General features: G+C 63.9%; 26 protein-coding genes, 1 tRNA gene and 1 pseudogene. 18 read left to right on the forward strand and 10 right to left on the reverse strand.

Going from position 1 to position 25911, the window contains the following annotated elements:
- Positions 1 to 56 precede the first annotated feature (56 nt).
- Positions 57 to 809 carry a phytanoyl-CoA dioxygenase family protein gene (locus IOC82_RS11740; RefSeq protein WP_290546383.1) on the reverse strand — a complete coding sequence of 251 codons (753 nt, stop codon included), beginning with the start codon at positions 807 to 809 and terminating at the stop codon, positions 57 to 59.
- Positions 810 to 907: 98 nt separating this feature from the next.
- Here IOC82_RS11740 and IOC82_RS11745 point away from each other — a divergent pair, with 98 nt between their 5' ends.
- Positions 908 to 1648 carry a phosphocholine cytidylyltransferase family protein gene (locus IOC82_RS11745; protein WP_290546384.1) on the forward strand — a complete coding sequence of 247 codons (741 nt, stop codon included), beginning with the start codon at positions 908 to 910 and terminating at the stop codon, positions 1646 to 1648.
- A gap of 5 nt (positions 1649 to 1653) precedes the next feature.
- Here IOC82_RS11745 and IOC82_RS11750 read toward each other — a convergent pair whose 3' ends face one another.
- Positions 1654 to 3339, reverse strand: coding sequence for an ATP-binding cassette domain-containing protein (locus tag IOC82_RS11750; RefSeq protein ID WP_290546385.1), 1686 nt, complete (start codon positions 3337 to 3339; stop codon positions 1654 to 1656).
- Positions 3340 to 3486: 147 nt separating this feature from the next.
- Between IOC82_RS11750 and IOC82_RS11755 the strand changes: the two genes are divergently transcribed.
- The 4 genes from IOC82_RS11755 (at position 3487) to IOC82_RS11770 (ending at position 8091) form a co-directional block, all read left to right on the forward strand.
- Positions 3487 to 5175 (forward strand): hypothetical protein, encoded by a 1689-nt coding sequence (locus IOC82_RS11755; protein WP_290546386.1) that lies wholly within the window; start codon positions 3487 to 3489, stop codon positions 5173 to 5175.
- A 266-nt stretch (positions 5176 to 5441) separates the two neighbouring features.
- A complete protein-coding gene (locus tag IOC82_RS11760; protein ID WP_290546387.1) occupies positions 5442 to 6383 on the forward strand; it encodes an inositol-3-phosphate synthase in 942 nt (313 codons plus the stop codon).
- 8 nt (positions 6384 to 6391) lie between these two features.
- Positions 6392 to 7198 carry an SDR family oxidoreductase gene (locus IOC82_RS11765; protein WP_290546388.1) on the forward strand — a complete coding sequence of 269 codons (807 nt, stop codon included), beginning with the start codon at positions 6392 to 6394 and terminating at the stop codon, positions 7196 to 7198.
- Positions 7195 to 8091 carry a phosphatidate cytidylyltransferase gene (locus tag IOC82_RS11770; RefSeq protein WP_290546389.1) on the forward strand — a complete coding sequence of 299 codons (897 nt, stop codon included), beginning with the start codon at positions 7195 to 7197 and terminating at the stop codon, positions 8089 to 8091. Before IOC82_RS11765 ends, IOC82_RS11770 begins: the two co-directional genes overlap by 4 nt.
- On the opposite strand, the gene IOC82_RS11775 is transcribed toward IOC82_RS11770, so the two are convergent.
- From IOC82_RS11775 to IOC82_RS11795, 5 genes are all read right to left on the reverse strand, one after another.
- Entirely contained in the window at positions 8088 to 8489 is a 402-nt protein-coding gene (locus IOC82_RS11775; protein WP_290546390.1) for a MaoC family dehydratase, read from the reverse strand. The genes IOC82_RS11770 and IOC82_RS11775 overlap by 4 nt on opposite strands.
- The gene (locus tag IOC82_RS11780; protein ID WP_290546391.1) at positions 8479 to 8835 is read right to left on the reverse strand and encodes a hypothetical protein; all 357 of its coding nucleotides are present in this window, start codon (positions 8833 to 8835) and stop codon (positions 8479 to 8481) included. The genes IOC82_RS11775 and IOC82_RS11780 overlap by 11 nt, the downstream gene beginning before the upstream one ends.
- Before the next feature lie 33 nt (positions 8836 to 8868).
- Positions 8869 to 10083 (reverse strand): beta-ketoacyl synthase, encoded by a 1215-nt coding sequence (locus IOC82_RS11785; protein ID WP_290546392.1) that lies wholly within the window; start codon positions 10081 to 10083, stop codon positions 8869 to 8871.
- Entirely contained in the window at positions 10083 to 10340 is a 258-nt protein-coding gene (locus IOC82_RS11790) for an acyl carrier protein (RefSeq protein WP_290546393.1), read from the reverse strand. The genes IOC82_RS11785 and IOC82_RS11790 overlap by 1 nt, the downstream gene beginning before the upstream one ends.
- A 105-nt stretch (positions 10341 to 10445) precedes the next feature.
- Positions 10446 to 11150: a 1-acyl-sn-glycerol-3-phosphate acyltransferase gene (locus IOC82_RS11795; protein WP_290546394.1), complete on the reverse strand. Its 705-nt coding sequence runs from the start codon at positions 11148 to 11150 to the stop codon at positions 10446 to 10448.
- Positions 11151 to 11415: 265 nt separating this feature from the next.
- Between IOC82_RS11795 and IOC82_RS11800 the strand changes: the two genes are divergently transcribed.
- Entirely contained in the window at positions 11416 to 12321 is a 906-nt protein-coding gene (locus IOC82_RS11800) for a glycosyltransferase (protein ID WP_290546395.1), read from the forward strand.
- Positions 12322 to 12385: 64 nt separating this feature from the next.
- A complete protein-coding gene (locus IOC82_RS11805) occupies positions 12386 to 13312 on the forward strand; it encodes a glycosyltransferase family A protein (protein ID WP_290546396.1) in 927 nt (308 codons plus the stop codon).
- Between the two features lie 47 nt (positions 13313 to 13359).
- Here the strand turns inward: IOC82_RS11805 and IOC82_RS11810 are convergent.
- Together IOC82_RS11810 and IOC82_RS11815 are read right to left on the reverse strand one after the other, a co-directional pair.
- Positions 13360 to 14028: pseudogene (locus IOC82_RS11810) on the reverse strand (integrase core domain-containing protein); the annotation flags it as partial.
- 248 nt (positions 14029 to 14276) lie between these two features.
- Positions 14277 to 14351: transfer RNA gene (locus tag IOC82_RS11815), tRNA-Gly, on the reverse strand.
- A 110-nt stretch (positions 14352 to 14461) separates the two neighbouring features.
- Between IOC82_RS11815 and IOC82_RS11820 the strand changes: the two genes are divergently transcribed.
- The 5 genes from IOC82_RS11820 to IOC82_RS11840 all read left to right on the forward strand — a co-directional run bounded on the left by IOC82_RS11820 (position 14462) and on the right by IOC82_RS11840 (position 17161).
- Positions 14462 to 14953, forward strand: a complete 492-nt coding sequence (locus IOC82_RS11820; protein WP_290546397.1) for a prolyl-tRNA synthetase associated domain-containing protein — start codon at positions 14462 to 14464, stop codon at positions 14951 to 14953.
- Between the two features lie 72 nt (positions 14954 to 15025).
- On the forward strand, positions 15026 to 15952 hold the full coding sequence (gene trxA / locus IOC82_RS11825) for a thioredoxin (protein WP_290546398.1): 927 nt from the start codon (positions 15026 to 15028) through the stop codon (positions 15950 to 15952).
- Positions 15952 to 16620, forward strand: a complete 669-nt coding sequence (locus tag IOC82_RS11830) for an LON peptidase substrate-binding domain-containing protein (protein WP_290546399.1) — start codon at positions 15952 to 15954, stop codon at positions 16618 to 16620. The genes trxA and IOC82_RS11830 overlap by 1 nt, the downstream gene beginning before the upstream one ends.
- A 9-nt stretch (positions 16621 to 16629) precedes the next feature.
- Complete coding sequence (locus IOC82_RS11835; protein WP_290546400.1) at positions 16630 to 16815, forward strand: Trm112 family protein; 186 nt, start codon at positions 16630 to 16632, stop codon at positions 16813 to 16815.
- Positions 16808 to 17161, forward strand: a complete 354-nt coding sequence (locus IOC82_RS11840) for a DUF971 domain-containing protein (protein ID WP_290546401.1) — start codon at positions 16808 to 16810, stop codon at positions 17159 to 17161. The genes IOC82_RS11835 and IOC82_RS11840 overlap by 8 nt, the downstream gene beginning before the upstream one ends.
- On the opposite strand, the gene IOC82_RS11845 is transcribed toward IOC82_RS11840, so the two are convergent.
- On the reverse strand, positions 17158 to 18396 hold the full coding sequence (locus IOC82_RS11845; protein ID WP_290546402.1) for an FAD-dependent monooxygenase: 1239 nt from the start codon (positions 18394 to 18396) through the stop codon (positions 17158 to 17160). The two genes, IOC82_RS11840 and IOC82_RS11845, sit on opposite strands and share 4 nt — an antisense overlap.
- Before the next feature lie 227 nt (positions 18397 to 18623).
- On the opposite strand from IOC82_RS11845, the gene IOC82_RS11850 reads away from it, so the two are divergent.
- The 6 genes from IOC82_RS11850 (at position 18624) to IOC82_RS11875 (ending at position 25687) form a co-directional block, all read left to right on the forward strand.
- Positions 18624 to 18962 carry a P-II family nitrogen regulator gene (locus IOC82_RS11850; RefSeq protein ID WP_111197642.1) on the forward strand — a complete coding sequence of 113 codons (339 nt, stop codon included), beginning with the start codon at positions 18624 to 18626 and terminating at the stop codon, positions 18960 to 18962.
- Positions 18963 to 18987: 25 nt separating this feature from the next.
- The gene (locus IOC82_RS11855; protein WP_290546403.1) at positions 18988 to 20523 is read left to right on the forward strand and encodes an ammonium transporter; all 1536 of its coding nucleotides are present in this window, start codon (positions 18988 to 18990) and stop codon (positions 20521 to 20523) included.
- Positions 20524 to 20677: 154 nt separating this feature from the next.
- Positions 20678 to 23266 (forward strand): DNA translocase FtsK, encoded by a 2589-nt coding sequence (locus IOC82_RS11860; protein WP_290546404.1) that lies wholly within the window; start codon positions 20678 to 20680, stop codon positions 23264 to 23266.
- Between the two features lie 112 nt (positions 23267 to 23378).
- A complete protein-coding gene (locus IOC82_RS11865) occupies positions 23379 to 24026 on the forward strand; it encodes an outer-membrane lipoprotein carrier protein LolA (RefSeq protein WP_290546405.1) in 648 nt (215 codons plus the stop codon).
- Positions 24027 to 24348: 322 nt separating this feature from the next.
- Positions 24349 to 24762: a hypothetical protein gene (locus IOC82_RS11870; protein WP_290546406.1), complete on the forward strand. Its 414-nt coding sequence runs from the start codon at positions 24349 to 24351 to the stop codon at positions 24760 to 24762.
- On the forward strand, positions 24752 to 25687 hold the full coding sequence (locus IOC82_RS11875) for an HAD family hydrolase (protein ID WP_290546407.1): 936 nt from the start codon (positions 24752 to 24754) through the stop codon (positions 25685 to 25687). The genes IOC82_RS11870 and IOC82_RS11875 overlap by 11 nt, the downstream gene beginning before the upstream one ends.
- The last annotated feature ends 224 nt before the right edge of the window (positions 25688 to 25911 follow it).

Consider the following 25911-nt stretch of genomic DNA (forward strand, 5'->3'; position numbering starts at 1 on the left):
GGCGGAAAGTTGCGCCAGCTTTTGACTCTGGAGAATCTTTCGCTTCGCAAGCGATTCTAGACCTTGTACTCATAGGCCTTGCCCGGCTCGCGCTCGCAGTCGGGCGGGAAGCTCTTGCGTTTGTCGGCATAATATTGCACCCGCCAGTTGCCGTCGGCGGCGCGGTTGTAGGTGATGTAAAGCACCCGGCGCGGCTTTGCCGTCATGTTGGGCGCGGAGCGGTGCGGCGCATAGGAATCGAAGAAGATCGCGTCCCCCGGCGCGGTGGGCACGGAAATGAAGTCCATGCCCTTCATCTGCTCCGCCGTCAGCGGTTTCCACAGATCGCCGATCAGGCCGCGGTCGTGGTGGCCCGCCACCATCTCCAGACAGCCGTTTTCGGCGGTGCAGGGATCGACGCTCACCATGGCCGTGAGATGGAAGCCGGAATACTTGCCCCAGTCGGCCTGCGCGTCCTGGTGCGGCTCGAAGCCGGCGCCACCCGGCAGCTTGAAATTGATTTTCTCCTTGAACAGCACCGCCTCGTCACCGAGCAGCTGCGCGCTGACGCCCTTGAGTTCCGGCCCGTCGCACAGGGCGCGGAAGCCGTCATGATAGGGATAGAAATTCTCGATTCGTTGCAACAGGCGCGCGCCATCGCCGCGCGCCGTCTCGAAATATTTCATCGCCTGGCCCGGCGTTTCGGGCCAGGCCTCCACTTCGCCGGTCCAGGCGATGAGGCGGCTGAGCGCAGGTCCCGAAAACAACTTGCGGATAATGATATAACCGGTGCTGCGGAACTGCTCGATGTCCTGTTTGGTCAATTGCATGACAGGCCTCGATCTTGACTCGACGGCCCGCAATGCTACAGGCGGCGGATGTTTGTCGAGCAGTTTCTTTTTCCGCAACCGCATGGGGTGAGGGTGGGATGATCAGCCAGGCGCTAATCCTTGCGGCAGGCCGCGGTGTGCGGATGGGCCCGCGCGGGCAAAACATTCCCAAGGGCTTCATCGCGCTGGGCGGCGTGCCGCTGGTGGCGCGCTCGCTGGCCCTGCTGGCAGGCGCAGGCATCCGTGATGTCACCATCGTCACCGGCCACCTCGCCGAATTCTACACACGGCTATCGCCTCCCACTGGCCTGTCGCTCACCCTTCTGCATAATCCGCTCTATGCCGAAAAGGGCAGCTTCGAAAGCCTGCGCATCGGGCTTTCGGCCATGCGCGGCGATTTCCTGCTGCTCGAGTCGGACATCGTCTATGAGCCGCGCGCACTCGCCACGGTTCTCGCGTCGCCGCATGACAGCCTGATCCTCGCCTCCGGTCCCACCGGTGCTGGCGACGAGGTCTATGTCTGGGCGGACGGTGCGGCCGGAACCGCGCGCTTCCGCGCCATGTCGAAGTCGCGGACGGCGCATGCCGATGCGCCCTTTGGCGAGCTGGTGGGCATCTCGAAGCTGTCGCGCCAGCTCTCCGCCAAACTGGCGCAGCACGCCGCCGAAGCCAGACCCGAGGCCGATTACGAAAGCGCCATCGTGCGGGCCGCGGGCCACATTGTCATCGCCTGCCAGCGCGTCGATGACCTGCTGTGGGGCGAGATCGACGACGAGGCCATGCTGGCCCGCGTCGAAACGGCGCTGTGGCCGCGTATCCTGGCAGCGGGCTTGAGTTGAGGCTGCTATGACGCCGCCGCGCTGGCGGCCCTGGCCGGCGGCAGCGCCTCCTCGGTCATCTTGCCATTCTCGAAGGACAAGACCCGGTCGCAGCAATTGAGCCAGGCCAGGTCATGAGTTGACACGATCACCGTCTTGCCTTGCTGCTTCAGCCACGGCACCAGCACGTTGAAGAAATATTTCCGGCGCTCCGGGTCCTGGTCGGCCACGAACTCGTCGAGCACCAGCACGTTGCGGTCTTCCAGCAGCGCCACGGCCAGCGCCAGGCGCCGCCTTTGCCCCGCGGAGAGGTCGATGCGGGTGATGCCGTCGGGCTGGATCCGGGTGATGCCGTCGAGATGGACCTTCCTGACCATCTCGTCGGCCGTGTCCTGCGTCACGTCCTCGAGGCCATAGAGCTGGCGGAACACGTGGAACTGCGTAAAGACGGCGGAGAACTGCGCACGGTAGGCATCCATGCTGGCGAAATTCACCGGCGCGCCATCGACTTCGATGCTGCCCGCGGTGGGCTCAAGCAGGCCTGTCAGCACGTTCATGAAGGTCGTCTTGCCGGAACCGTTGCTGCCGACGAGGAACACCACCTCGCCGCGCCGGAGCTCGAAATCGAGCGGGCCGAGCGCGAAGCTGCTCGTCTCGCGCGCGGCATAGCGGGTCTCGATGCCGCGGAGCGCGATCTTCTCGAACTTCGGCGCTCTGGCGGGCAGGGTGTAGCCCGGGCTTTCGCCGGCGGCGCGCTCGATTTCGGCCAGCTCGCGCGCCAGGTCGTCGATGCGCATATAGGAGACAAGCGTGCCGATGACCGCGGGATAGCTCGATACGATTTGCTCGAAGGGTGTGAGCGAGAACAGGACGAGGGTCAGAACCTGGAAGGTGACGACCGATTCGGTGCGCACCAGATAGGGCACCAGGAACACGATGCCGGCGAACAGCAGGAACTTGAGCGCGTGAACGGAGGATTCGCCGGTTTCGTAGATGATGTTCACGCGAATGAGCACCTTCCGCAACCGCTCCAGCACGCGGTCGATGTCGCCGCTGAAACTGTCGCGGCGCCGCCGGTGCAGGCGCAGTTCGCGAAAGCCGCGCAGCATCTCCGACACGCGCTCGAAATAAGCAACCTCCAGCGCGCGCCCATCGTCGTTGAGGCGCGCCATTTTTTTCTGCTGGAGATGATAGGACAGCGTGCCGCCGATCATGACGAGAATGACGAAAAAGCCCGCCACCAGGGAATAATAGAACACCTGCGGCACGGCGATCGTCAGGAAGATGACGGCCGGCATCATGTTGAGGACGGTGTTGGTGAAGCCCGCCACGGCGCTCACGTCGGTGGTGAGGATGTGGTAGAGCGCGCCATGCTCGCGCCGGTCGATAAGGCTCGGCTGGGCCTTCAGCAGACCTCGGATCAGCCGCAGGCGGACGTTGTTGATGACCTTTGTCGTCACCACCGTGGCGAGGATCTGGTACAGGAAGGTGGCGGCGATCACGGTGACGAACGTGGCGATGAACATCGGCAGCCATACCGACATCGTCTCGTGCACGGGCGACGCTGCGGCCTTGTTCACCACCATCATCACCCAGTCGCGCGACAGACCGGCGACCAGCGCCAGCCCCAGCACGAGGTACTTCAGCCGCTGCGGCGCATGCGACCACAGGAACTTCAGCATGGGCATGAGGCTGTTGAAAATGCTGTTCACGATCGGGACGCCGGCTCTGCCTGTTGACGTGCTGCACGCCGGCAACCGTGGCTTGCCGAACTGTGCGGCACTTGATAGACACAGCCGCGGATGGCCACAATAGGAAGTTGATTTGACCGGTCCTTCGGACATCCCCCCGGCCAGCACATGACGGACGCTTCGTCAGGCCAGCCGTTGGTCGTGACTGCGGCCGATCGCCGTTTTGCCCGCACCCTGTCGCAGTTCCTGCTGTCGGCCGAGCGCCACGGCGAGCACCGGCGCTGCCGCTGGGCCATCTACGACTTGGGCCTTCTCGACGCGGACCGCGCCCTGCTCGCCCGCCGCTTTCCCTGGGCCGCGCTGCGGCCTTTTGTCTTCGCCGGCCTGCCGCCGCACGTGGCGCTGGCTGCCGGCAGCTATGCCTGGAAGCCGCTTGCCATCCGCGAGGCTGCGGCCGGCGAGGCGGGGCCGGTGTTCTGGTTCGACAGCGGCACCGTCCTGCGCCAGCCGCTGGAGGCGGGCCTGCAGGCGCTGCGCGCCCAGGGCTTCTGGGGCCTGCGCAGCCAGATGCCGCTGGCCCAGAAATGCGATCCGCGCGTTCTTGAGGCGCTCGCCGTGCCGCCCGAGGTCCGGCATTTTCGCGAATATGCCGCTGGTGCGGTCGGCTTCGACCTGTCCTCACCCCTGGGCCGCCGCCTCGTTGACGGCTGGGCCCGCCACGCCCTGATCCCGGAGCACATCGTGCCGGAGGGTTATGCGCCCTTCCACAAGCATGACCAGGCCCTGCTCAACTGCCTGCTGGCGCGGGAGGCTTTTGCCGGCGCCTTCGCCCCAACGACGGCGGAGATCGACATCAGCTCGTTCTCGCCGAGTCCCATGGTATCGACCCGAAACTTCGTTTCGGACCATATGCCACTTGCCGCCGACCCCCTGTTGCGCGCCCGCCAGCATCTGTACAAGGCCGCCGACCGGGCCTACCACCGGCTGCGCCACTTCGACGATACCCGCATCGACGGGTTATGCCGCCGTTGGAAGGAGCATTTCTCGGTCAGGCTCAGGGATGCCGCAAGCGGCCGTGACACCCCGATCCCCGGTCCGGCCGGAGGCTACTACGCCGATCCCTTTGTCTGGCAGCGCGATGGCAGGACCTGGCTTTTCGTCGAGGAGTTCGTCTACGCCCGCGACCGCGGCCACATCAGCGTGCTGGAGCTTGATGGCGGCGGCCACGTCGCCTCCGCCCGGCCGGTACAGTTCCTGCCGTCTTTTGCGGCACTGGACTGCCATGCCTCGTTTCCGTTCATCTTCAGCCATGGCGGCGAGATCTGCATGATCCCGGAGACCCATGAGCGACAGGCGATCGACCTCTTCGTCTGCGACCGTTGGCCGGACCGCTGGCAGCTGGCCCGGCGGCTGCTCTTCGGCATCGACGCGGTTGACACCATGGCGGTCGAGCATGAGGGGCGGTGGTATCTCATCACCTCGGTCCGGGGCGGGGCATGGCCTAACCGCCACCTCGAGATCCACCATTCCGCCGGTCTGTTGTCCGGTTGCTTCGAACCGCATCCCGTCAACAACCGCGGTGTCTACGGCGACAACGATTTTGGCACCGGCCGCAACGCCGGACTCATCACGCGCAATCACGACGGCAGCCTCATGCGCCTCATGCAGCGGAGCAGCCGCTACTATGGCGAAGGTCTGCAACCTATGCGGATTACCGATCTTTCTCCAGCAAGCTTCACGGAAGTCGCAGCTACGTCAATTGATTTCCTGCCCGGAATTCCACAGAATTTCCCCTCGCACCACATGTCGAGAATGGGTGATGTAATCGTTTACGACACCCGCGATCGCGCCCGGTGACGGAGCTTTCCAAGCGTCCGGCAGCTTTCCAACGACGCCGATGATCCGCTTGTCTAACCACAAATTCTGTGACAGTTGTCCCAGTAACTCGAATTTGAATTGTTCTTGCGGGGGATATCGTGATTCGCACCGCGATCGTGGGTGTTGGGAACTGCGCCAGTTCACTGGTTCAGGGCGTTCATTATTGCCGCGCCAAGGGCGCGTCCGCCCTCGGCGTCCCCTTCCCCAAGCTGGGACCTTATACCCCTGAAAACATTGAATTTGTTGTGGCCTTTGACATTGATGGACGCAAGGTGGGGCGTGATCTGTCGGAGGCCGTGTTCGCCGCGCCGAACTGCACCGCCGTCTTCCACGCCGACGTGCCGAAACTCAATGTCGCGGTGGGCCGCGGACCGAGCCTCGACGGCATGACGGCCTTCCTCGGAAACCAGGCGTCCCAGCGCAGCTTCGTGCCCAGCCCGGCCCCGGAAATGACGGCCGCTGAAGTGGTCTCTGCCCTCAAGGCGGCGCGGACCGAGGTGGTAATCAGCTTTCTTCCCGTCGGCTCGCAACAGGCGAGCGAATTCTATGCCAGCTGCGCTCTCGAAGCCGGTGCTGCCTTCGTCAACGCCATTCCGGTGTTTCTGGCCAGCAACCCCTCCTGGGCAAACGCCTTCAAGCAGCGCGGACTGCCGATTCTCGGAGATGATTTCAAGGCGCAGGTCGGCGCGACCATCGTCCACCGCATGCTTGCGCATCTGTTCGACATGCGGGGTGCGGTTCTCGACCGGTCCTACCAGCTGAATGTCGGCGGCAACACCGACTTCCTGAACATGATGGACCACAACCGCCTGCTCAGCAAACGCGAATCCAAGACGGAAGCGGTGCAGTCCGTGCTCGAAAACCGCCTCAGCGACGACAATGTGCGGATCGGGCCCTCCGATTACGTTCCGTGGCTGAACGACCAGAAGGTCGGCTATGTCCGTCTTGAGGGCCGGCTGCTCGGCGGCGTCCCCATGAACATGGAGGTCAGGCTTTCGGTGGAGGATTCGCCCAATGCCGCGGCCATGGCGTTGTCGGCGATCCGCTGCGCCAAGATTGCGCTCGACCGCAAGCTGTCGGGGGCGATCTGGGAGGCTTCCGCTTTCCTGTTCAAGCACCCGCCCCGTCAGCTCCAGGATGACGAAGGCATGCGACTGCTCGTGGACTTTGCCGACGGAAGGCTCTGATCCGAGACATGCCGGGGCACGCAATTATCACGGGCGGAAGCAGCGGCATCGGTCTGGCGGCCGCAAAGCAGTTGTGCTCGCGCGGTGTTTCGGTTTCCCTCGTTGCCCGCAATCGCGACAAACTGGCCGCGGCACGGGAGATGTTGCTCGCCGCAGCAAACGGCCAGGTGGCCGTTCAGACATTCTCGGCAGATGTGCGCGACCCCGATGGTTTGAAGCAGGCGATTGCCTCCGCAGTGGACAGCCTCGGCCCGCCCGGCTGGGGCATTTGCTCGGCCGGGATCGTGATCCCGGGAACCTTCGTCAAGCAGACACTGCGCGATCATGAAGACCAGTGGCGAACCAACTACCTCGGTTCGCTGCAGTTCGCGCATTTCATTCTGCCGCATCTGGAGAAATCATCGAGGCCCAGGCTGGTGCTTATCGCATCGGGTGCGGCCTTCGCCGGCCTGTACGGATACAGCTCCTACGGCCCAGCCAAGTTCGCGGTGCGCGGACTGGCGGAAAGCCTGCGGGTGGAACTCAAGCCGCGCAATGTCTCCGTCACCATCGCGTTTCCCGGCGATACCGACACGCCGCAACTGCGCTCGGAGTTGAAGTTGCGGCCGAAAGTGACGAGCCAACTGGCCAGCGGCGTCGGGGTGATGAGCCCCGATGCCGTTGCAAAGGGCATCATCGCGGCAGCAGAGCGCGGCGATTTCCAGGTCACATTTGGCTGGCAGCTCCGCCTGCTGGCGCGAACTCACAGCCTGATCGCCCCGCTTCTCCGCAGCTATCAGGATCGGCTGGTCAAGCGTTCCGGCGAGGACTTGTGACGCCACTCATCACCGTCGCCCTGCTGGCGCAGGCGATCGGGTTTGCCTTTGGCTTCGGCGCCCTGCTTCTCGGAATTCTCACCGTCCTTCCGGGCAGCCGGTCTGTGGCGCGTCAGCTTTGGCCCGTTCTCGCGTCGGAGGCCGCAATCCTGGCCGTTGGCGTGCTGCCGTGGTTGTTGCCGCGAGACTTCCTCTTGCCCCTTATACTGATTGCCGCTGCACGCATCGGCTATGAAAGCGGCTGCGTGCATGGCGTGACAGCCGGAAGGAACTTCAACGCCGGCTATCTGCTTGCACTCGTTGCAGCCAGCGGACTGGCATGGTTCATGACGTCCGCCTATTTTCTTCCGGCTGCGGCATTCTTGGCTGGCGTGGCGCTGGCGGCAACACGTCTTACAGCAGGAAAATCCGTCATCGGAAGTCTGGCACGCTTCTCCGTGTTCCCACTCCTGCCGCTTGCTGCATTCAGCCACGCCGCGCATGATGCAGACTCTGCACCGCTGCTTGTGCTGGCTTTCTTCCTGGTGGAGATCCTCGACAGTTTTTCCCTGCTGGGCGGAAAGCTTCTTGGCAGAACGCCGCTGGTTCCGCGTCTCAGTCCGCGCAAGACCTGGGAAGGGCTCGCGACCGGACTTTCTGCGATGCTCATCGCCGTGCTGTCTCTTGCCATGTGGCTGGATCTGCCGCTATTGCAAGGGCTCGTTGCCTGCGGGCTTGTGGCGATTGCGGCCATCGCAGGCGATTTGCTGGGTTCCCTCGCAAAGCGGCACGCCGGCGTGAAGGACTATCCGGCCGTCATGACCGTCCAGGGCGGTCTTCTCGACATCGCCGATTCGTGGATCGTCGCTGGCCCCTGTCTGGTGGGGTTCTTCGCATTGCTCGGCTGGCGCTAGCTTTCTGCGCCGACGCCGCCGTCCAGCTTCACGAGGCGCGCATCGGCGACCGCCACGAGAACGCCCGTTCCGTCATGTGCCATAAGGCGAAGATGAGGCAGTCCTCCGGCTGGAGCGATTGGCCTTGCGGAAATAGTCAAGCAAGAGCCCACGGCAACAGGGCGGGTGAAGTGCACGCGGAATTCGCCGATCCGATGCCCCGGGATCCTTTCAAGAAAGGCCTCGAAACGGCCTGCGATGAACATGCCGTGCAACACGGCGCCCCGGAGGCCTGCGGCACGCGCACTCTCATCGGAAAGGTGGAGCGGGTTCGTATCGCCCGAGGCCACGGCGAATGCCTGCACCTGCGCGGCCGTCACCGGGGCGGTCGTTTCCGCATCGGGGAGTTCAAGCGGCATGCTTCGGGTCCGGCGCAAGAACGATCTCCGAGACAAGGACGGCGCAGCATCGTCCGGCTGTGTCCCGCAATGTCTGCTCGATCCGCAATCGATCATTGCCGAGGTCCAACAGGCGGATGTCGCAGCAGTAGTCAGCGGCGCTGCGGAGCGGCCGGTCTGCCCGGTATTCCTGCGCGACGTGGATGGGCAAGCGGTCCCGGCTGAGTTCCGTCAGGGCCGCCACCACCGTTTCCGCCGTTGCAGCGCGAAGCGCCATACCGAGCATCGCGCCACCGCTGCCGACACCGAGCGCCATGCGGTAAGCTTCGACCTCTTCCGGTTCCATACGGAACGGGAAGGTTGGCACGGCGAGCCATCCTCCAGCATCAGTCACGGCCCACTACGCCCTGCGCAGGATCAGGCTGGCATTGATGCCGCCAAAGGCGAAGGAATTCGACATCGCAGCAGGAATGTCGACGGCTCGTGCGACGTTCGGCACCGGATCGGGAATGCAGTTACGGTCCGGTCCGAGCCAATTGAGGGTGGGCGGTGCAATCCCGCTCTCGAGGGCCCGCACGGTGATCAGAAGCTCGAGTGCCCCCGCAGCGCCCAGTGTGTGGCCGTGAACCGGCTTCGTTGAGGAGACCGAAAGCTTATCGAGCCTTCCGCCGAAGACTCGCCGCAGCGCCTCGCTTTCTGACCGGTCGTTGAGAATGGTGCCCGTGCCATGTGCATTGACGTAGGCGATGTCTGCCACATCGAGCTTAGCGTCTGCCAGGGCAAGCTCCATCGCGCCGGCTGCGCCCGCCGCGTCAGGCCGCACGATGTCACCGGCATCGCTGGTCGTACCGAAACCGGCGAGCTCCGCACGGGGACGGACCCCACGCGCACGGGCGGACTCCTCTGTTTCAAGCATGAGCACTGCCGCGCCTTCGCCAAGGGTCATGCCATCGCGCCCTGAGGAAAATGGACGGCATTCGCCCAAGGTCATCACGCGAAGCGTCTCCCAGGCGCGGAAAGTGGCCGGCGTAATGAGACACTCGCTTCCGCCCACCAGGGCCCGCTCGGCCACGCCCTGCCGTAACAGCATCAGCCCAAGACTGATCGCTTGGCTCGCAGAGGAGCACGCGCTGGACACCGCCAGCGACATTCCACGCGCCCCGAATGCCATGGAAAGCTGTGACGCCGCTGCATTGGGCATGACCTTGGGAATGGTCATGGGATCTGTCCGCTCGCGCGTCTGATAGAACTTGAAATGCTCGATATCGGACGTCGTGGCGCCGCCGATGCTGCTGCCGACGAGAACAGCGGTGCGCGGACCCAGAGCCTCTGCCAGAGGCCAACAGGCATCGGCGAGCGCCTCACGCGCCGCCACGATTGCCATCTGCGCGAAGCGGTCCGTCGACCGGACGATCTCGGGCGGCAGCAGACTGGCCGCATCGAAGAAGGGCAGATGCGCTGCCCGCTTGACCAGCTGATTGGCGGTGCGTGGCAGAGCAATTTCCTGGACACCCGTTCGGCCATCCCTTGCGGCCTGCCAGAGAGCTTCCGCTCCAAGGCCTAGGGCCGTGACGGCCCCCAATCCGGTGACGAAGACGCGCGGGCGGGAGATCATCAGGTGATCGTCTTCTCCAGATGCGGCCGCAGCGCCGCCACGAATTCACCCACCGTGCGGGCATCGGACAGCGAACCATCGACAGGGATATAGGCTCCGAACTCCTCCTCCACCGCCATCAGGATCACGATGACGTCAGCCGAAGCGATCCCAAGACTGTCGAGGGTTGCATCAGAAGCGAGTTTCGCGCGGTCAATCAGTCCCTCCCGCGACACAATCGCGAGCAGCCGATCGTCAATTTCGTCTGAAGCATCCATCTAAGGCAAATAATCCCGGCGCAAGAATGGGTTGTAACAAACAATCTAGAAAGGCGCGGATCAACTGTCTACAGACGTTCGCTGAAATCCGGCCGTGTCCGCCGCCTAAACGCGCAGCTCGGCGAGTTTGCCGGTGGCCTCCTCGATTTCGCTTTGAAGACGCTGTCTGAATGCCGCGCGTGGCAGGCCGGTCCCGATCGGCGGCAGGAATTCGAGAACGATGAGGCCTGCGCGGGGCGCCAGCGATCTTGCAGGCCAAACCCGGCCTGAATTCACTGCCACGGGCACGCAGTCGCACTTGAGGATTGCATAAAGGAGTTCGACTCCCCGCTTGTAGTCAGGCGGCGCGCCCACCTCGCGTCGCGATCCCTCCGGGAAAATCAAGACGGGGCGGCCCTGCGCATGGGCTTGGCGCGCCGCACCTAGGAGATGCCGTGCTGATTCGAGGTCTCCGGAGCGGTCGACCCCGATGTGGCCGAGGCGCCGCAGCGCCCAGCCGAACAGGGGAATGGACAGCAGTTCCCGTTTCAGGATAATGACGGGATCTTCCAGAATGTATTGCAGGATGAGGGTCTCGAAGCCGGACTGATGCTTGGCGGCGACAAGGACGGCCCCCTTTGCCGCATTGAGGCTACCCCTGATCTCCCAGCGGAGCCCGAGTACGGCGCGCAGCAGCCAGAGGACACTCCGGAGAAATGATCGCACGATGGCGAGACACCAGCTGCGGGGAGCGAAGAAAATGGGCAGCAACAAGGCATAACACAGGGTGAGCGCGGCCACGGCTGTCCAGAACACGATCAGCTGCGCCACTCTTCGCGGCAAGAACAGGGCCGCATCCGGCGCCATTGCCGTTATGCCTCAGACGGGAGAATGCGCTGTGTCCTCAATGCCTTCTCCAGAGTTTTGCCGTTGGCCGGAAACCGGGCTAAAGATGTTGCTGGCGGCGGTCAAGTCCGTTGGCCCCAAAGGACAAGGATTGGCAGTCTGACGCTGCAGCAAGGCCAGAGTAGTGACGTTCTTCCAGGAGATTTCAGTAGGGTCCGCCCCGCTCGCGGCGCCAGCGATAGGAACACCGATGACAATCCCAAAGAAACTGTTCCAGACGGCGAAGGCCTACGACATTCTGCCGGGCGAGATCAAAGACAATATCCGCAGCCTGAGGGACCTCAATCCCGATTGGGACTACAGCTTTTTTGACGACGCCGCAGTCAAGGCCTATCTGGAAGCACACCTCAGTCCTGAGGACTGGGAGGCGGTCCAACTGGTGAACCCGCGCTTCGGCGTGGTCCTCGCCGATCTATTCCGATATCTGGTCATCTATCGTGAGGGTGGTGTCTATCTCGACATCAAAAGCACTGCACGCAAGCCGCTCACGGCCGCTCTGGATCTGGATTGCGGATTTGTCCTTTCGCAGTGGCCCAACAAGATCGGTGAGAACTATGTGGGCTATGGCCTCCACCCCGAACTCTCGGATGTTCCGGGTGGCGAGTTTCAGCAGTGGAACATCATCGCGGCGCCACGCCACCCGTTTCTGCAGGCGGCCGTGCGGCAGGTGATCGTAAACATCAAGTCTTACACACCCGGGCGCTTCGGCACCGATGCCTATGGCGTGTTGCGCCTGTCAGGACCGATCGCCTACACGCGGGCCATCTATCCGCTGCTCGACCACTTTGCCTACCAGGCGGTCGATCTTGCCCAATGGGGCATCCACTACAGTCTCTATGGCAACGACGGCGGCCTGCAGCAACAGCATCAGTCCGCGGTGCCAGGCCATTATTCCAAGGTCCGGGAACCGGTCGTGCTCAAGGAGGTCTATGTCGAACCACCCCAACCCGTCATCGCCAAACTCGCGGACCTGCTCGCAAAGGAACTTCGCGACAACATTGGTCTCGTGCTGAAGCTTGCCGTTCTCTCGATTGCCGCGACGCTTGCACTGGTGGTTGCCCTCGTGTTTCTGGCGGCAGTTGCCATATTTCGCTAGCAGGGACTGGCCGGTGGATGTTTCATGCAGTTCGGGCCATTGCGGCGGGTGAGGCGGGTGACGGATGACCGATACGGTAACGCGCACAAGCATTGCCATACTCGTATGCACGTGCGATCGTCCCGAACTCTTGCGGCGCCTCCTGGGCGCATTGGCGCGGGAAGTGAAAGACTCGGACTGCTTAACGCTGGCGGTGGTCGTCATCGATAATGGTGCAATTCCGGTTCGGCACATTGCGGAGCAATTCGGACACGTCCTGCCTGTCAAGTACCGGCGTCTTGAGCGGAGCGGGCTTGTTGTCGCCCGCAATGCAAGTCTCGGCGTGGCATTGGCGCACAAGCCGGAATTCCTGGTCTTCATTGACGACGATGAGGTGCCGATGCACGGCTGGCTGGGCAATCTCGTGGCGGCGGCCGTGACGGGGCAGCTGGACATTGCGACAGGACCCGTCGTTCCGGATTTTGCGGCGCCGCCACCTGATTGGGCGATCGACTTCTTCCGCAAGTCAGGCAGCACATACTGCACGTCCAATCTCATCCTCCGGACGTCCATGCTCCTGCCTGGCGAAGAAAACTGGTTCAATCCGGCATTCAACCTCACGGGTGGCGAAGACAACGAGTTCCTGAACCGGCTGGCGCGGCAGGGAGCGGTCCACGGCATTGCCGGGAATGCAATCGTCAGCGAAACCATCCCCGGCGGGCGCCTGACACTCGGATTTGTGCTGCGGCACGGGCTTCGAGACGGCGTGGTTGTGGCACAGAAAGTGATGATCGGCAAAGAAGGCCCCGCGAAAAAGATGTTGCTCTGCCTCGGCAAGGCGGCGCAGAAGGCGGGCTTCGGACTGAATCACCTTTTCTGGTCTCTCACCGACCCAGCCAGATTCTATCGCGCCGCTGATGATTTCGCGGCCTGCGGTGGCATCCTGTCACGGCTTGCGGGTGTGCCGTTCGCCTTCTACGGCACAGCAGGCAAGCGACGAGAATTCATCTGAACTTTCACTTCAACACAGACGACGCCAGCTGACCTGCCACTGAGCTTTCATCTATTGGCTTCTAGAGCCTTGACCTGTTGTATGCCCTGTGGGGCGGGTTGAGCAACAAGTTGGCATGCGGAGCCCCGGAGGGGTGCAGCGTGCCAGCCTGTTGCGGCGAACTTCGCGGCGAATGCCGCGGGCGTCTCGTAGGTCAGCGACGAATGCGGCCTTGTGGTGTTGCAGTCCTCAGCCCACGAGGCGGCCGCTTCCCGGGCTTGGTCGAGGCTGAAGAACAGCGTCTCATTCAGCAGCCAGTCCCGCATCTTGCCATTGAAGCTCTCGACATAGCTGTTCTGCATCGGTTTCCCTTGCCTGATGTAGCGCCACTCGACGCGCTGGTTCTTCGCCCAGGTGGAGATGGCGTGGGAGGAGAACTCTGTTCCATTGCCGCTGACGATCATGCCGGGGCGGCCTCTCCGCTCGACGAGAGCCGTGAGCTCTCTGGCAATCCGGTGGCCGGAAATCGAGGTGTCCGGGATGGCGGCCAGACATTCGTGAGTGACGTCATCGACGACGTCGCGGACCCTGAAGCGCCGGCCATTGGCCATATGGTCACGGACGAAGTCCGGCGGCCAGCACAGGCATTCGGCTTCGCCTCTCCGGGGAAGGGCACCCGGACGCCAACGGCCCACTTGCGGCCCTTGCGCTTTTCTCACGCCAAGTCCTTTCTTCCGTGAACCGCTTTCTCTTCATCGTCTGTTTCCGTCTCTTGGGCTGGACTCTAGATCTGTCCGGAGGAAATCTGCAGGAGGAGGTCAGAGGCACTCAAGGCGGCTAACCCTTAGGAATTGACCCAAGTTGATGGTAAATGGGGGTCGGAATAAAGGAAATCCGTTCACGATCCGGCTACGCCAGAATACTCCTAAAACGGACCCGGTCGCCCGAAGACGATTTTCTAAGTCAGTTATTTTCGTTGAGAAATTGGAGCGGGCGAGGCGAATCGAACGCCCGACCCTAACCTTGGCAAGGTTATGCTCTACCCCTGAGCTACGCCCGCTTCCATGGCCTGACCGGACGCCGCCGGTGGGTGGCAGGCTTATTGCCTAACTCGCCGCGAAATGCAAGAACAAGATCATTCCGATCTTTCACTAGGGACATTCGGCCGCCATGCCTGCGACCCGCGACGATCTGTTTGCCCGTTTCGAGGCCTTGGGCCTTGAGACCACCACCCGGGACCATGCCCCCGTCTTTACCGTGGAGGAGGCCCGGGCGCTGCGGGGCGAGATTCCCGGCGGGCACTGCAAGAACCTGTTCCTGAAGGATGACAAGGGCAATATCTGGCTCATCGTCTGCCTGGAGGAGGCGCAGGTGGACCTGAAGGCGGCCCCGGCCAGGATTGGCTCCCGGCGGCTGTCCTTCGGCAAGCCGGAGTTGCTTCGGGAGGTTCTGGGGGTGGAGCCAGGCTCAGTGACGCCTTTCGGGTTGATCAATGACACCGAAAAGCGCGTTAACGTTGTGCTGGACGCCGCCATGATGGCGCATGAGCTGGTCAATTACCACCCGCTGGAGAACACCGCGACGACCACCATCCGCCCGGCGGACCTCGTCACCTTCATCCGCTCCTGCGGGCATGAGCCGAAGGTAGTGGCGGTGGCCTGAGGCGCAGCGTCATTGAAAAGAAGAAGGGTTTGCTCCACATAGGGGGCAGAGACAGTTTCGAAGGGCAGTTCCATGAGCATGACATTCGGCGGCCAGTCCGCCGGCGGCCCCGCCCCGTCCGCGGCGGGCGAGCTGATCAAGGACTCCAACACCCAGGCCTTCATGAAGGATGTGATCGAGGCGTCGCGCCAGCAGCCCGTCATCGTTGATTTCTGGGCGCCGTGGTGCGGGCCCTGCAAGCAGCTTGGTCCGGCGCTGGAAAAGGTTGTGAAGGCCGCCAATGGGAAGGTGCGCATGGTCAAGATCAATGTGGACGAGAACCAGCAGCTCGCCCAGCAGATGCGCATCCAGTCCATTCCCGCGGTCTATGCCTTCGTCAACGGCCAGCCGGTCGATGGCTTCATGGGCGCGCTGCCCGAGGGCCAGATCAAGCAGTTTATCGACCGCCTCGGCGGCCAGGGCAGCATGGCCGAGGAGATCGAGGCAGTTCTGGCCGATGCCCGCGATCTTGCCGGGCAAATGGATTACCAGAACGCCGCCCAGCTCTTCGCGCAGATCCTGCAGGCCGACCGTGAGAACGTGGGCGCCATCGCCGGTCTCGCGCGCTGCGAAATGGCGCTGGGTGACCTGAAAAATGCGCAGAAGACACTCGCCCTCGTTCCGCCCGCCAAGGCCAACGATCCAGAGGTGCTGAGCGTGAAGGCGCAGCTCGAACTGGCGCTGAACCCGGTCGATACTTCCGAGATCGGCACGCTCAAGGCGAAGGTGGAGGCGAACCCGGATGACTTCCAGTCGCGGCTCGAGCTCGCCATGCTGCTCAACGGCGCCAACGAGCGCGAGGCGGCAACCGACCAGTTGATCTACATCATCAAGAAGATGCGGGCGTGGAACGATGAGGCGGCGCGAAAGCAGCTCGTCAAGTTCTTCGAGGCCTGGGGCCCGAAGGACGAGTTCACCATCGCCGGCCGCCGCAAGCTCTCTTCAGTCTTGTTCTCCTAATGGGCATCTTCGACCGCTATCGCGGGCCGCAGGAACTGCCGCAGCGCATTCCGGTGTTTCCGCTCGCCGGCGCGCTGCTGCTGCCACGCGCCGACCTGCCGCTCAATATCTTCGAGCCGCGCTACCTCGCGATGATAGAGCATGCGCTCGCCAACGACAAGCTGATCGGCATCATTCAGCCGGCGGCCGCCGAAGCGGCGGGCGATGTTCCGCCGCTGATGAAGGTTGGCTGCGTGGGGCGCATCACCTCATGGGCGGAAACGCCCGATGACCGGATGCTGATCACGCTCACGGGTGTCGCACGCTTCCAGATTGTCGACGAGCTCGACGCCGGAACGCCGTTCCGCCAGGTGATCGCCGACTACCATCCTTTCGCAGCGGACCTTGCCATGGGGGCGGGCGCTGCCGAGGTGAACCGCCCGGCGCTGCTCAAGGTGTTCCGCGACTATCTCGACGCCAACAACATGAGTGCCGACTGGCAGGAAGTGGACCAGGCCCCGACCGAGGTGCTGGTCAACACGCTGTCGCTCTTGGCGCCCTATCCGCCGCAGGAGAAGCAGGCATTGCTTGAGGCGCCGGATTTGAGGACGCGCGCGGACGTGCTTGTGGCCTTGACCGAAGTGGCGCTGAGCAAGATGGGCAAGGGCGCCAAGCCGCGCCTGCAATAGGGGTTCACCATGGCCGATATCCGCACCGATCCGCGCCTTTTAGAATTGCTCGTCTGCCCCGTCACCAAGACCAGACTGCAATATGACGCCGGAAAGCAGGAGCTGATCTCGCGCGCGGCCGGCCTCGCCTACCCGATCCGTGATGGCATTCCCATCATGCTTCCCGATGAGGCGCGCGAGATCAACCGTGAATGAACCCTGGCCGGAGGAGCTGCGGCTCGCGGACGGCGGCAGCGACTTGCACGTGCGCTTCGATACGGGCGAGCAGGTGGCGCTGGCGGCGGAATATCTGCGCGTCGAGAGCCCCAGTGCGGAAGTGAAGGGTCATGGCCCAGGCCAGGAGCAGCTGGTCTGGGGCAAGCGCAATGTGAAGATCGCGCGGCTCGAACCCGTGGGTACTTACGCGGTGCGCATCGTGTTCGATGACGGGCATGCGACGGGCCTCTATACTTGGCCCTATCTCCTGAAGCTCGGGCGCGAGCACTGCACGCTGTGGCCCGCCTATCTCGGAAAGCTCAAGGCGGCGGGTTTCAGCCGCTAAACTTTCTCACCGCGCAACAGCCGCGGCAGGTCTCCCGAGATGCCGGCGGCTTCCGACACGAACATCGACTTCATGCCGCCCATGCGGTTCACGGTCATCAGGCCGGCGCGGCGGAGGAGCGTCAGCACCGGGTTGGTGTTGGCGAAGAGCCGGTTCATGCCGTCCATCATGGCGCCCGTCGCCACCGTGTCGAAGCGGCGCCACTGGGTGTAGCGGTCGAGCACCGGCTCGCTGCCGATGTCGAGGCCAAGCGCCGCCGCATCATGGATGCAGTCGGCGAGTGCCGCCACATCGCGAAGGCCCAGGTTGAAGCCCAGCCCTGCCAGCGGATGCAGCACATGCGCCGCATCGCCGGCGAGGGCCAAGCGCGGGCCGGTGAAGGTCTCGGCCAGATACATGGCCAGCGGATAGCCGTGGCGGCCGGAGATGAGCCTCACCTCGCCCAGATGGTTGCCGAAGCGCAGCTTCAGCTCGTCCTCGAACTCTTTCATCGGCAGTTTCAGCATGCGCTGTGCCGACTCCGTGCGCTCCGACCAGACGAGCGATGAGCGGTTGCCGGGGAGCGGCAGAATGGCGAAGGGGCCGGACGGCGTGAAGTGTTCCTCCGCACGGCCATTGTGCGGGAGCTCGTGCTCCACCGTGGCGACGAGGCCCATCTGGTCATAGGGCCAGCCGATCAGCTTGATGCCCGCCGCCTCTCGCGCCGGTGAATTGCGGCCGTCGGCGGCGGCGATGAGGGGCGCCTTCAGCACCGTGCTGTCGGCAAGCTTCACGGCGGCGAGCCCGGGCTTGAAATGATAATGCTCCACCGCCTGCCCGACGCAGAAGCGGATGTGGGGCGATTTCTGCGCGTCCTCCAGCATGGCGCCATAGAGGAAGCGGTTCTCGATCATGTGGGCGGAGGGGCCGCCCTTCATGTCGGCCTCGCCGAACTGGAGGAGCACGGGGCGCGCGCCGCCGGGAATGGCGCTGTCGGTGACGATGATCTCGGCCATGGGCTGGGCGTGGTGCGCCACCTTGTCCCAAATGCCGAGCGATTCGAACATGCGGCGCGCCGCGGCGGTGATGGCGGAGGCGCGGCCGTCGAAGGCATTGGTGGAGAAGGAGCGCGGGTCCTTCAGGTCCACTACCACCACATACAGCGGGCGCTTCACTTGCGTGCCGCCCAGAGCCAGGGCTGCGGCCAGGCCGTTCAGCGCGGCGCCGATGACGATGACGTCGGGAGACTTGCTCATGAACCCTGTTTCGCCGGTTTGCGGCGGGAAATACAGGTGGTTCAGCGTCGCGGATCAACTGCCTTAAGTTTAGGCAGGTGAATAGATCACACCGAGAGATGACCGATTTTTAATCAGGATCGCAAAATGGTGACTCATATTTCACCACAGAATCAAGGATTTAGCTGCAGCGCAGAAGTGGCATGAAACTTGTGATGGCTCTTCTACACCAACCACGGGGAGTAGGCATGAAATTCATCATTGCAGTGATCAAGCCCTTCAAGCTTGAGGAGGTGCGCGAGGCGCTGGGGGCGCTGGGCATCCAGGGCATCACGGTCACCGAGGTGCGCGGCCATGGCCGGCAGCGCGGCCACACCGAATTCTACCGCGGCGCAGAATACACCGTGAGCTTCGTGCCCAAAGTGAAGCTCGAACTCGCGGTCGACGAGCACATGGCCGACAAGGTCATCGAGGCGATCCAGACCACCGGCCAGACCGGCCAGATCGGCGACGGCAAGATCTTCGTGCTGCCGCTCGAACAGGCCGTCCGCATCCGCACCGGCGAGTCCGGTACGGCGGCCCTCTAATCACAGCATCAAGGAGCAGTTTCCGATGATTTCTCCGACCATCACCAAGAGGCTGGCACTCGCAGCGGCGGGACTGGGCCTCACCCCGCTTTTCGTCACCGCTGCGGAGGCCGCGGCCACCGTCAACAAGGGCGACACCACCTGGATGCTGATCGCCACCTGCATGGTGGTGCTGATGACCGTGCCGGGCCTCGCGCTGTTCTATGGCGGCCTGGTGCGCGCCAAGAACGTGCTGTCGGTGCTGATGCAGGTGCTGACGGTGTTTTCGATCGTCTCCATCCTGTGGGTGATCTACGGCTATTCCGTCGCCTTCACATCGAATGCCAGCGCGGCGCTCAACCCCTTCTTCGGCGGCTTCTCCAAGCTGATGCTGGGGGGCGTCACGGCCGCCTCCGAGGTTGGCACCTTCTCCAAGGAAACCAACATTCCGGAACTGGCCTTCGTCATCTTCCAGATGACTTTTGCCTGCATCACGCCGGCCCTCATCATCGGCGCCTTCGCCGAGCGCATGAAGTTCCAGGCCGTGCTGCTGTTCATGGTGCTGTGGTTCACCTTCGCCTATCTGCCCATGGCGCACATGGTGTGGTTCTGGGCCGGACCTGACGCCTACACGCTGTCGGCGGACAATCTGGCGTTGGTCAGTTCGCTCGTCGGCGAGGATAAGGCCAGGCAGCTGCTCGACGCGCTGGCCGCCGCAACGACGGATGACGCCAAGGCCGCGGTGCTCGGCGAATATGCCGCCCTCGTCAATGCCGGCAATGGCTATCTGTTCAGCCTCGGCGCCCTCGACTTCGCGGGCGGCACGGTGGTGCACATCAATGCCGGAATCGCCGGCCTCGTCTGCGCCCTGTTCCTCGGCAAGCGCGTAGGCTATGGCCGCGACCCGATCACGCCGCACAACCTGACCTTTGTGCTCACCGGCGCCGGCCTGCTGCTGTTCGGCTGGTACGGCTTCAATGCTGGTTCGAGCCTGGAGGCCAATGGCCTCACCGCGCTGATCATCCTCAACACCACCATCGCGGCGAGTGCGGCGGCACTGGCCTGGATGGGTGGCGAATGGATCTTCCGCGGCCACCCAAGCCTGCTCGGCGGCGCCTCGGGCGCGGTCGCAGGCCTCGTTGCCATCACGCCGGCCTGCGGCTTCGTCGGCCCCGGCGGCGCCATCCTCATCGGCATCGCCGCGGGCTTCCTCTGCCTGTGGGCGGTGGTCGTGCTTAAGGCCAAGCTCGGCTATGACGACGCGCTCGACGTGTTCGGCGTGCATGGCGTGGGCGGCATCCTCGGCGCGCTGCTGACCGGTGTTTTCGTCAACCCGGCGCTGGGCGGCACGGGCGTCACCGATTATCTTGCGGCGGGTCCCACCGCGGCGGTTGCCGCCTATTCCTTCGGCAGTCAGATGTATGCGCAGGTGATGGCTGTAATCGTCGCCGTTGTCTGGACTGCGGCGGTTTCTGCCGTGGCGCTGTTCATCTGCAAGGCGGTCACCGGCCTGCGCGTCAAGGAGCAGGAGGAGCGCGAGGGCCTCGACCTCGTCGATCACGGCGAACGCGCCTACAATTGACCTGATCTATCCTGTATCGGCATCGGACCCGGCGGGGGTGCCTCCGCCGGGTCTCTTGATACCCCCTTAAACCCAGCCTTAACCACGGCCCGGCGAGAATAGCCTTAACCATGTGTTAGGGCCGGCGGAGCGTCTGCCCGGCGGAGGCTTTGTGATGGCTTATCAACCGTCCTACGACACCGACGACAGTGCGGTTCCCGCCGCGGTCCGGATCTTCTTCATGCGCCGCTTGTTCGAGGCGGCCGGCGCCATTCTGTTCCTCGGCCTCATCGCCGCCAGCCTGTCGCTGGCCTCCTGGTCCGTGGATGACCCCTCCCTCAACCATGCACTCGACCGCACGGCGCGCAACTGGCTGGGTTATCCAGGCGCCGTCGCCGCCGACGAGCTGATGCAGTTTTTCGGTCTCGGCGTGCTGGTGCTTCTGGCGATCCCCATGCGCTGGGCGATGGGCTTTCTGGCCCATGACGGACTGCCGCGCCCGCTGCGTCAGTCTATCTCGTGGATCCTGTGCACACTCGCGGCCTGTGCCACGCTTGCGGCCGTCCCTGCTCCGTCCAGCTGGTCGCTCACATCGGGCCTCGGCGGCAATGCCGGGGACGTCATCCACAACCTCCTGATGATGGTGCTGGCGATAGCCATCTCCGGCTGGGTCCCGACGCTCGCCACCGGCCTCCTCATGCTGGCGATGACGGTGTTCTTCGGGCTGCGTGCGCTGGGCGTCAGCCGCGCCGCCGCCGTCGAGCAGGCCGCGGCTGCGCCAAGCCGAAGCCGCAAGGCCTTGCGCGCCGCGGGCTCGGGGATTGGCGTGGCCCTCCGCTCGCTTGGCGGACTCTGGTCGCGCTGGCGCGAGCTGCGCCGGGCGGAAGCCCAGTACGAGCAGCAGCAGGGCGATGCCGACGATATCATCCGCCGCCTTGCCCCGCAGACCGAAACACCGCGCCGCGGCCGGAGCCCGACGGCGGCGCGCATCGAGCCCACTTTCTCCGCCCGCCGTCCTGCCCCTCTCCTCGAGGATGAGGAGCCTGCGGCGGAAGACTACGCAGGGGAGGAACAGTCCTCCGCCGGGGAAGACGGCTACGAAACCGGACCGGAGTATGCCGGGGAAGAGGAGGCCGCGGAAGACAGCACCCGCGCTCCCAAGGTGACGCGCTCCAACAAGCCTCTGAAGCAAGGCAAGCGCCTGAAGAAGGACATGCAGCCGGGCCTCGGCTTCGGCGCCGCGCCGGAATACGAGCTGCCGCCGCTCACTCTCCTGGCCGAACCGAAGCGCGTAGGCAAGCCCGCCGAACTCTCCGACGAGGCGCTGGAGCAGAATGCCCGCATGCTGGAAGGCGTGCTCGACGATTTCGGCGTGAAGGGTCAGATCCTAAAGGTGCGCCCGGGCCCGGTGGTGACACTCTACGAGCTTGAACCTGCACCGGGCATCAAATCGTCGCGCGTCATTTCGCTGGCCGACGACATCGCGCGGTCGATGAGCGCCATCTCGGCGCGTGTCGCCGTCGTTCAGGGCCGCAATGCCATCGGCATCGAACTGCCCAACGCCAGGCGCGAGACGGTGTTCCTGCGCGAGATGCTGGGCTCCGAGGCCTTCGAGAAGACCACCCTTAACCTCGCTATGGCGCTCGGCAAGAACATCGGCGGCGAACCGGTATTCGCCGATCTCGCGCGCATGCCGCATCTGCTGATCGCCGGCACAACGGGCTCCGGAAAGTCGGTGGGCATCAATACCATGATCCTGTCGCTGCTCTACAGGCTGCCGCCGGAGCGCTGCAAGCTGATCATGATCGACCCCAAGATGCTGGAATTGTCCGTATACGAAGGAATTCCGCATCTCCTCGCCCCCGTCGTCACCGATCCGCGCAAGGCGGTGGTCGCCCTGAAATGGGCGGTGCGCGAGATGGAAGAGCGCTATCGCAAGATGTCCAAGGTCGGCGTGCGCAACATAGACGGCTACAATGCGCGCATGAAGCAGGCCGCCCAGAAGGGCGAGGAGTTGCACCGCACCGTCCAGACCGGCTTCGACCCCGAGACGGGCGAGCCCGTCTTCGAGAAGGAGGCGATGGACCTCTCGCCCATACCCTATATCGTGGTCATCATCGACGAGATGGCCGACCTTATGATGGTGGCGGGCAAGGATATCGAGGGAGCCGTGCAGCGCCTGGCCCAGATGGCGCGTGCTGCCGGGATCCACGTGATAATGGCAACCCAGCGCCCCTCCGTCGATGTCATCACCGGCACCATCAAGGCCAATTTCCCCACCCGTGTCTCCTTCCAAGTCACCTCCAAGATCGACAGCCGTACGATCTTGGGCGAGCAGGGGGCAGAACAGCTGCTTGGCCAGGGCGACATGCTCTACATGGCCGGCGGAGGGCGAATCTCGCGTCTACACGGCCCCTTCGTGTCGGATGACGAGGTGGAGAAGATCGTCGCTCACCTCAAGGCGCAGGGCGATCCGCTTTACGTCGAGGCGGTTACCGAAGAGCCGGAGGACGGCGCCTTTGGCGAGGGCGGCGGCATGGCGGGTGAAGGCGGCGGCTCTGGCGACGACCTTTACGACCAGGCGGTGCAGGTCGTGCTGCGCGACAAGAAGGTCTCGACCTCCTATGTGCAGCGCCGCCTGCAGGTGGGCTACAACAAGGCTGCAAGCCTCATCGAGCGGATGGAACGGGAGGGGCTGATCTCGGCTGCCAATGCCACGGGAAAACGCGAAATCCTGGCGCCGGGGGACAGCGCCCGGGACTGACATTTGCGTTATCTCCGGCCCTTGCCTCAAAATTGGCCCGTTCTTGCAGAAAAGCCTGCCATGACCTAGAAGCCCGGGCGATTTGCGCCGCCCCCAATCCGGAAAGAACAGGATGACCAGTCCCTTGCAGCTCTCGCGCCGTGCCTTCCTGGGAGTGGCCTTCGCCACTGCCGCCGCCCTTCCGGCTCAGGCCACGGAGCCGATCGAGCTGAGCGCGGAGCAGAAGACGGCGATCGGCGCTATTTCCGGTTATCTGAACAGCTTCAAGACCTTGCAGGGCGAGTTCACGCAAATAAGCCCGAAAGGCAACATGTCGCAGGGGATTTTCTACATCGCGAAGCCGGGCAAGATGCGCTTCGAATATGCCCCACCCAATCCCTTCCTGATCGTGGCGGACGGCACCTGGCTCACCATCAAGAACGTCAAGAAGGAGAAGGGCGACCAGTTCCCCCTCTCCCAGACGCCGCTGCGCCTCGTGCTGGGCGACAAGGTGGACATCCTGGGCGATACCAACATCATCGACTTCCAGGACCAGGACGGCATTACCACCGTCACCGTCGAGGACAAGAAGAACACGCTGGGCAACGGCCAGTTGACACTGGTCTATGACCAGGCCCGCAAGGCGCTGCAGCAGTGGATCGTCACCGACAGCAAGGGCCGCAAGACCACCGTTTCGCTCGAGAACCTGCAGGCAGGCATCGATCCGGATCCGAAGCTCTTCGTGGTCAAGATCAAGCGCGAGAGCAAGAATGGTCCGTAGCGCAGATTATCCGCGCAGGCGGGCGCCTTCTCGCGCTTTCGCCGGTTGGGTGTTCTCTGCGTCTTGGCGGCCCCGGCCATCCGGCAAATCGTTCGGCTGTTGCGAGAGGGCCTCATGAATTCGATTGCCGTCAACGTTTTGATGGACCCCGACCCGCGGACGGCCGAACGGGCGCGCGCCGTGAACGCGCGACTCAGGGCCGATTTTCCGCGGGGCTTCGCGCTCGACGGCAACCACGCTCCGCATGTGACGCTGGTGCAATGCTTCATCGACCGGGCCAGGCTTGGCGAGGCGGCGCAGGCCGTGTCCGCCGCGCGGTCCGGTGAACTGGCACAGCAAGGCAACGGGCCTCTATGCCCTGAGCGACGGAAAGCTTGGGCTGGCCGGCATCGTCATCACGCCGACGGATGACTTGCGGCGCGTGCAGCAGCAGGTCATCGGCGCGATCTCTCCATTCGCCACGCCGGAGGGAACGGCCGCCGCCTTCGCGCCCCGCCCCGATGGCGAAGAGATCGGGGCGGCGACGGTCGACTATGTGAAGGGTTTCATCGGCGCGCGCACGGGGCAGAATTACAACGCCCATCTGACGGTGGGCATCGGGACCCACGATTTCGTCGAGACGCTGAAGGCGGAGCCCTTCGAGAGCTTCCCCGTCCGCGCCGTATCGGTGAGCCTCTATCAGCTCGGCGACTACGGGACGGCCCGTAAGAAGCTGGAGCACCTTCATGACTGCTGATCCGCTGCCGTCGTGGAATGACTGCGCGGCAAAGCGCGGCATCGTCTCGTTTCTGGCGCACGTGACGGATGACGCCTCGCCCGGCTTCGTGCCGCTGCCGGAGCGTGTGGCGGTGTTCGACAATGACGGCACGCTGTGGCCGGAGAACCCGATCCCCTTTCAAGCGGCCTTCGGCTTCCACGAATTATGCCGGCGCGTTGCGGCGGAGCCGGAACTTTCCGCATCGCCCATGGTTCAGGCGGCGCTGGCGGGCGACTTCGGCGCTCTGGTGGCGGATGGCTATGCCGGGCTGAGAGAGGTGATCGCGCTCAGCCATGCGGAGATTACCACCGATGCCTTCCGCGATGCCGTCGAAACCTGGCTTGCGGCGGCGCGGCATCCGCGCTTCGGGCGGCGCTACGACGATCTGACCTACCAGCCGATGCGGGAGTTGCTGCGCCTTCTCGATGACGCGGGGTTCAAGAATTTCATCGTGTCCGGCGGCGGCGCGGATTTCATGCGGGTGTGGGTCGAGCGCGTCTATGGCATTCCGCACGAGCGCGTGGTGGGATCGGCGGGACGAGCATCCTTCGCGTTGCGCGACGGGGTGCCGGTGCTGACCAAGTCGCTGGACCACCTCTTCGTCAACGACAAGGAGGCCAAGCCCGCGGGCATCCACCAGTTCATCGGCCGGCGGCCGGTCATCTGCTGCGGCAACAGCGATGGCGACCATGCCATGCTGCAATACACCACCATCGGCAACCCGCGCCCGAGCTTCGGCCTGATCGTGCACCATACGGATGCCGAGCGCGAATATGCCTATGACGCGGTGACGAAGAGCACGGGAAAGCTGGTTGCAGCGCTGGCGGAGGCGCCCGGGCGCGGCTGGCAGGTCGTCGACATGAAGCGGGACTGGAACACGGTGTTCGGCCCCGCCGGCTCGTGACGGCTTGCCAGCCAGGCTGTCCCGCGGCCGGCGCAACGGGCCATCGAGTGCATTGCGCTTGATGGCGGAAAGTTGCGCCAGCTTATTGAATTTGGAGCATCTTTCGCCTCGCAAGTGAGTCCGCTTGCTCGCACGATGCTCTCGCGCATGTTCCGGTCAGACGGACTCACCTGATCGACAAGAACATACGCCAGATCAACAGCTTGAGCATGATCTTATCGCAA

The organism is Aestuariivirga sp., assembly GCF_020252395.1.
Taxonomy (GTDB): domain Bacteria; phylum Pseudomonadota; class Alphaproteobacteria; order Rhizobiales; family Aestuariivirgaceae; genus Aestuariivirga.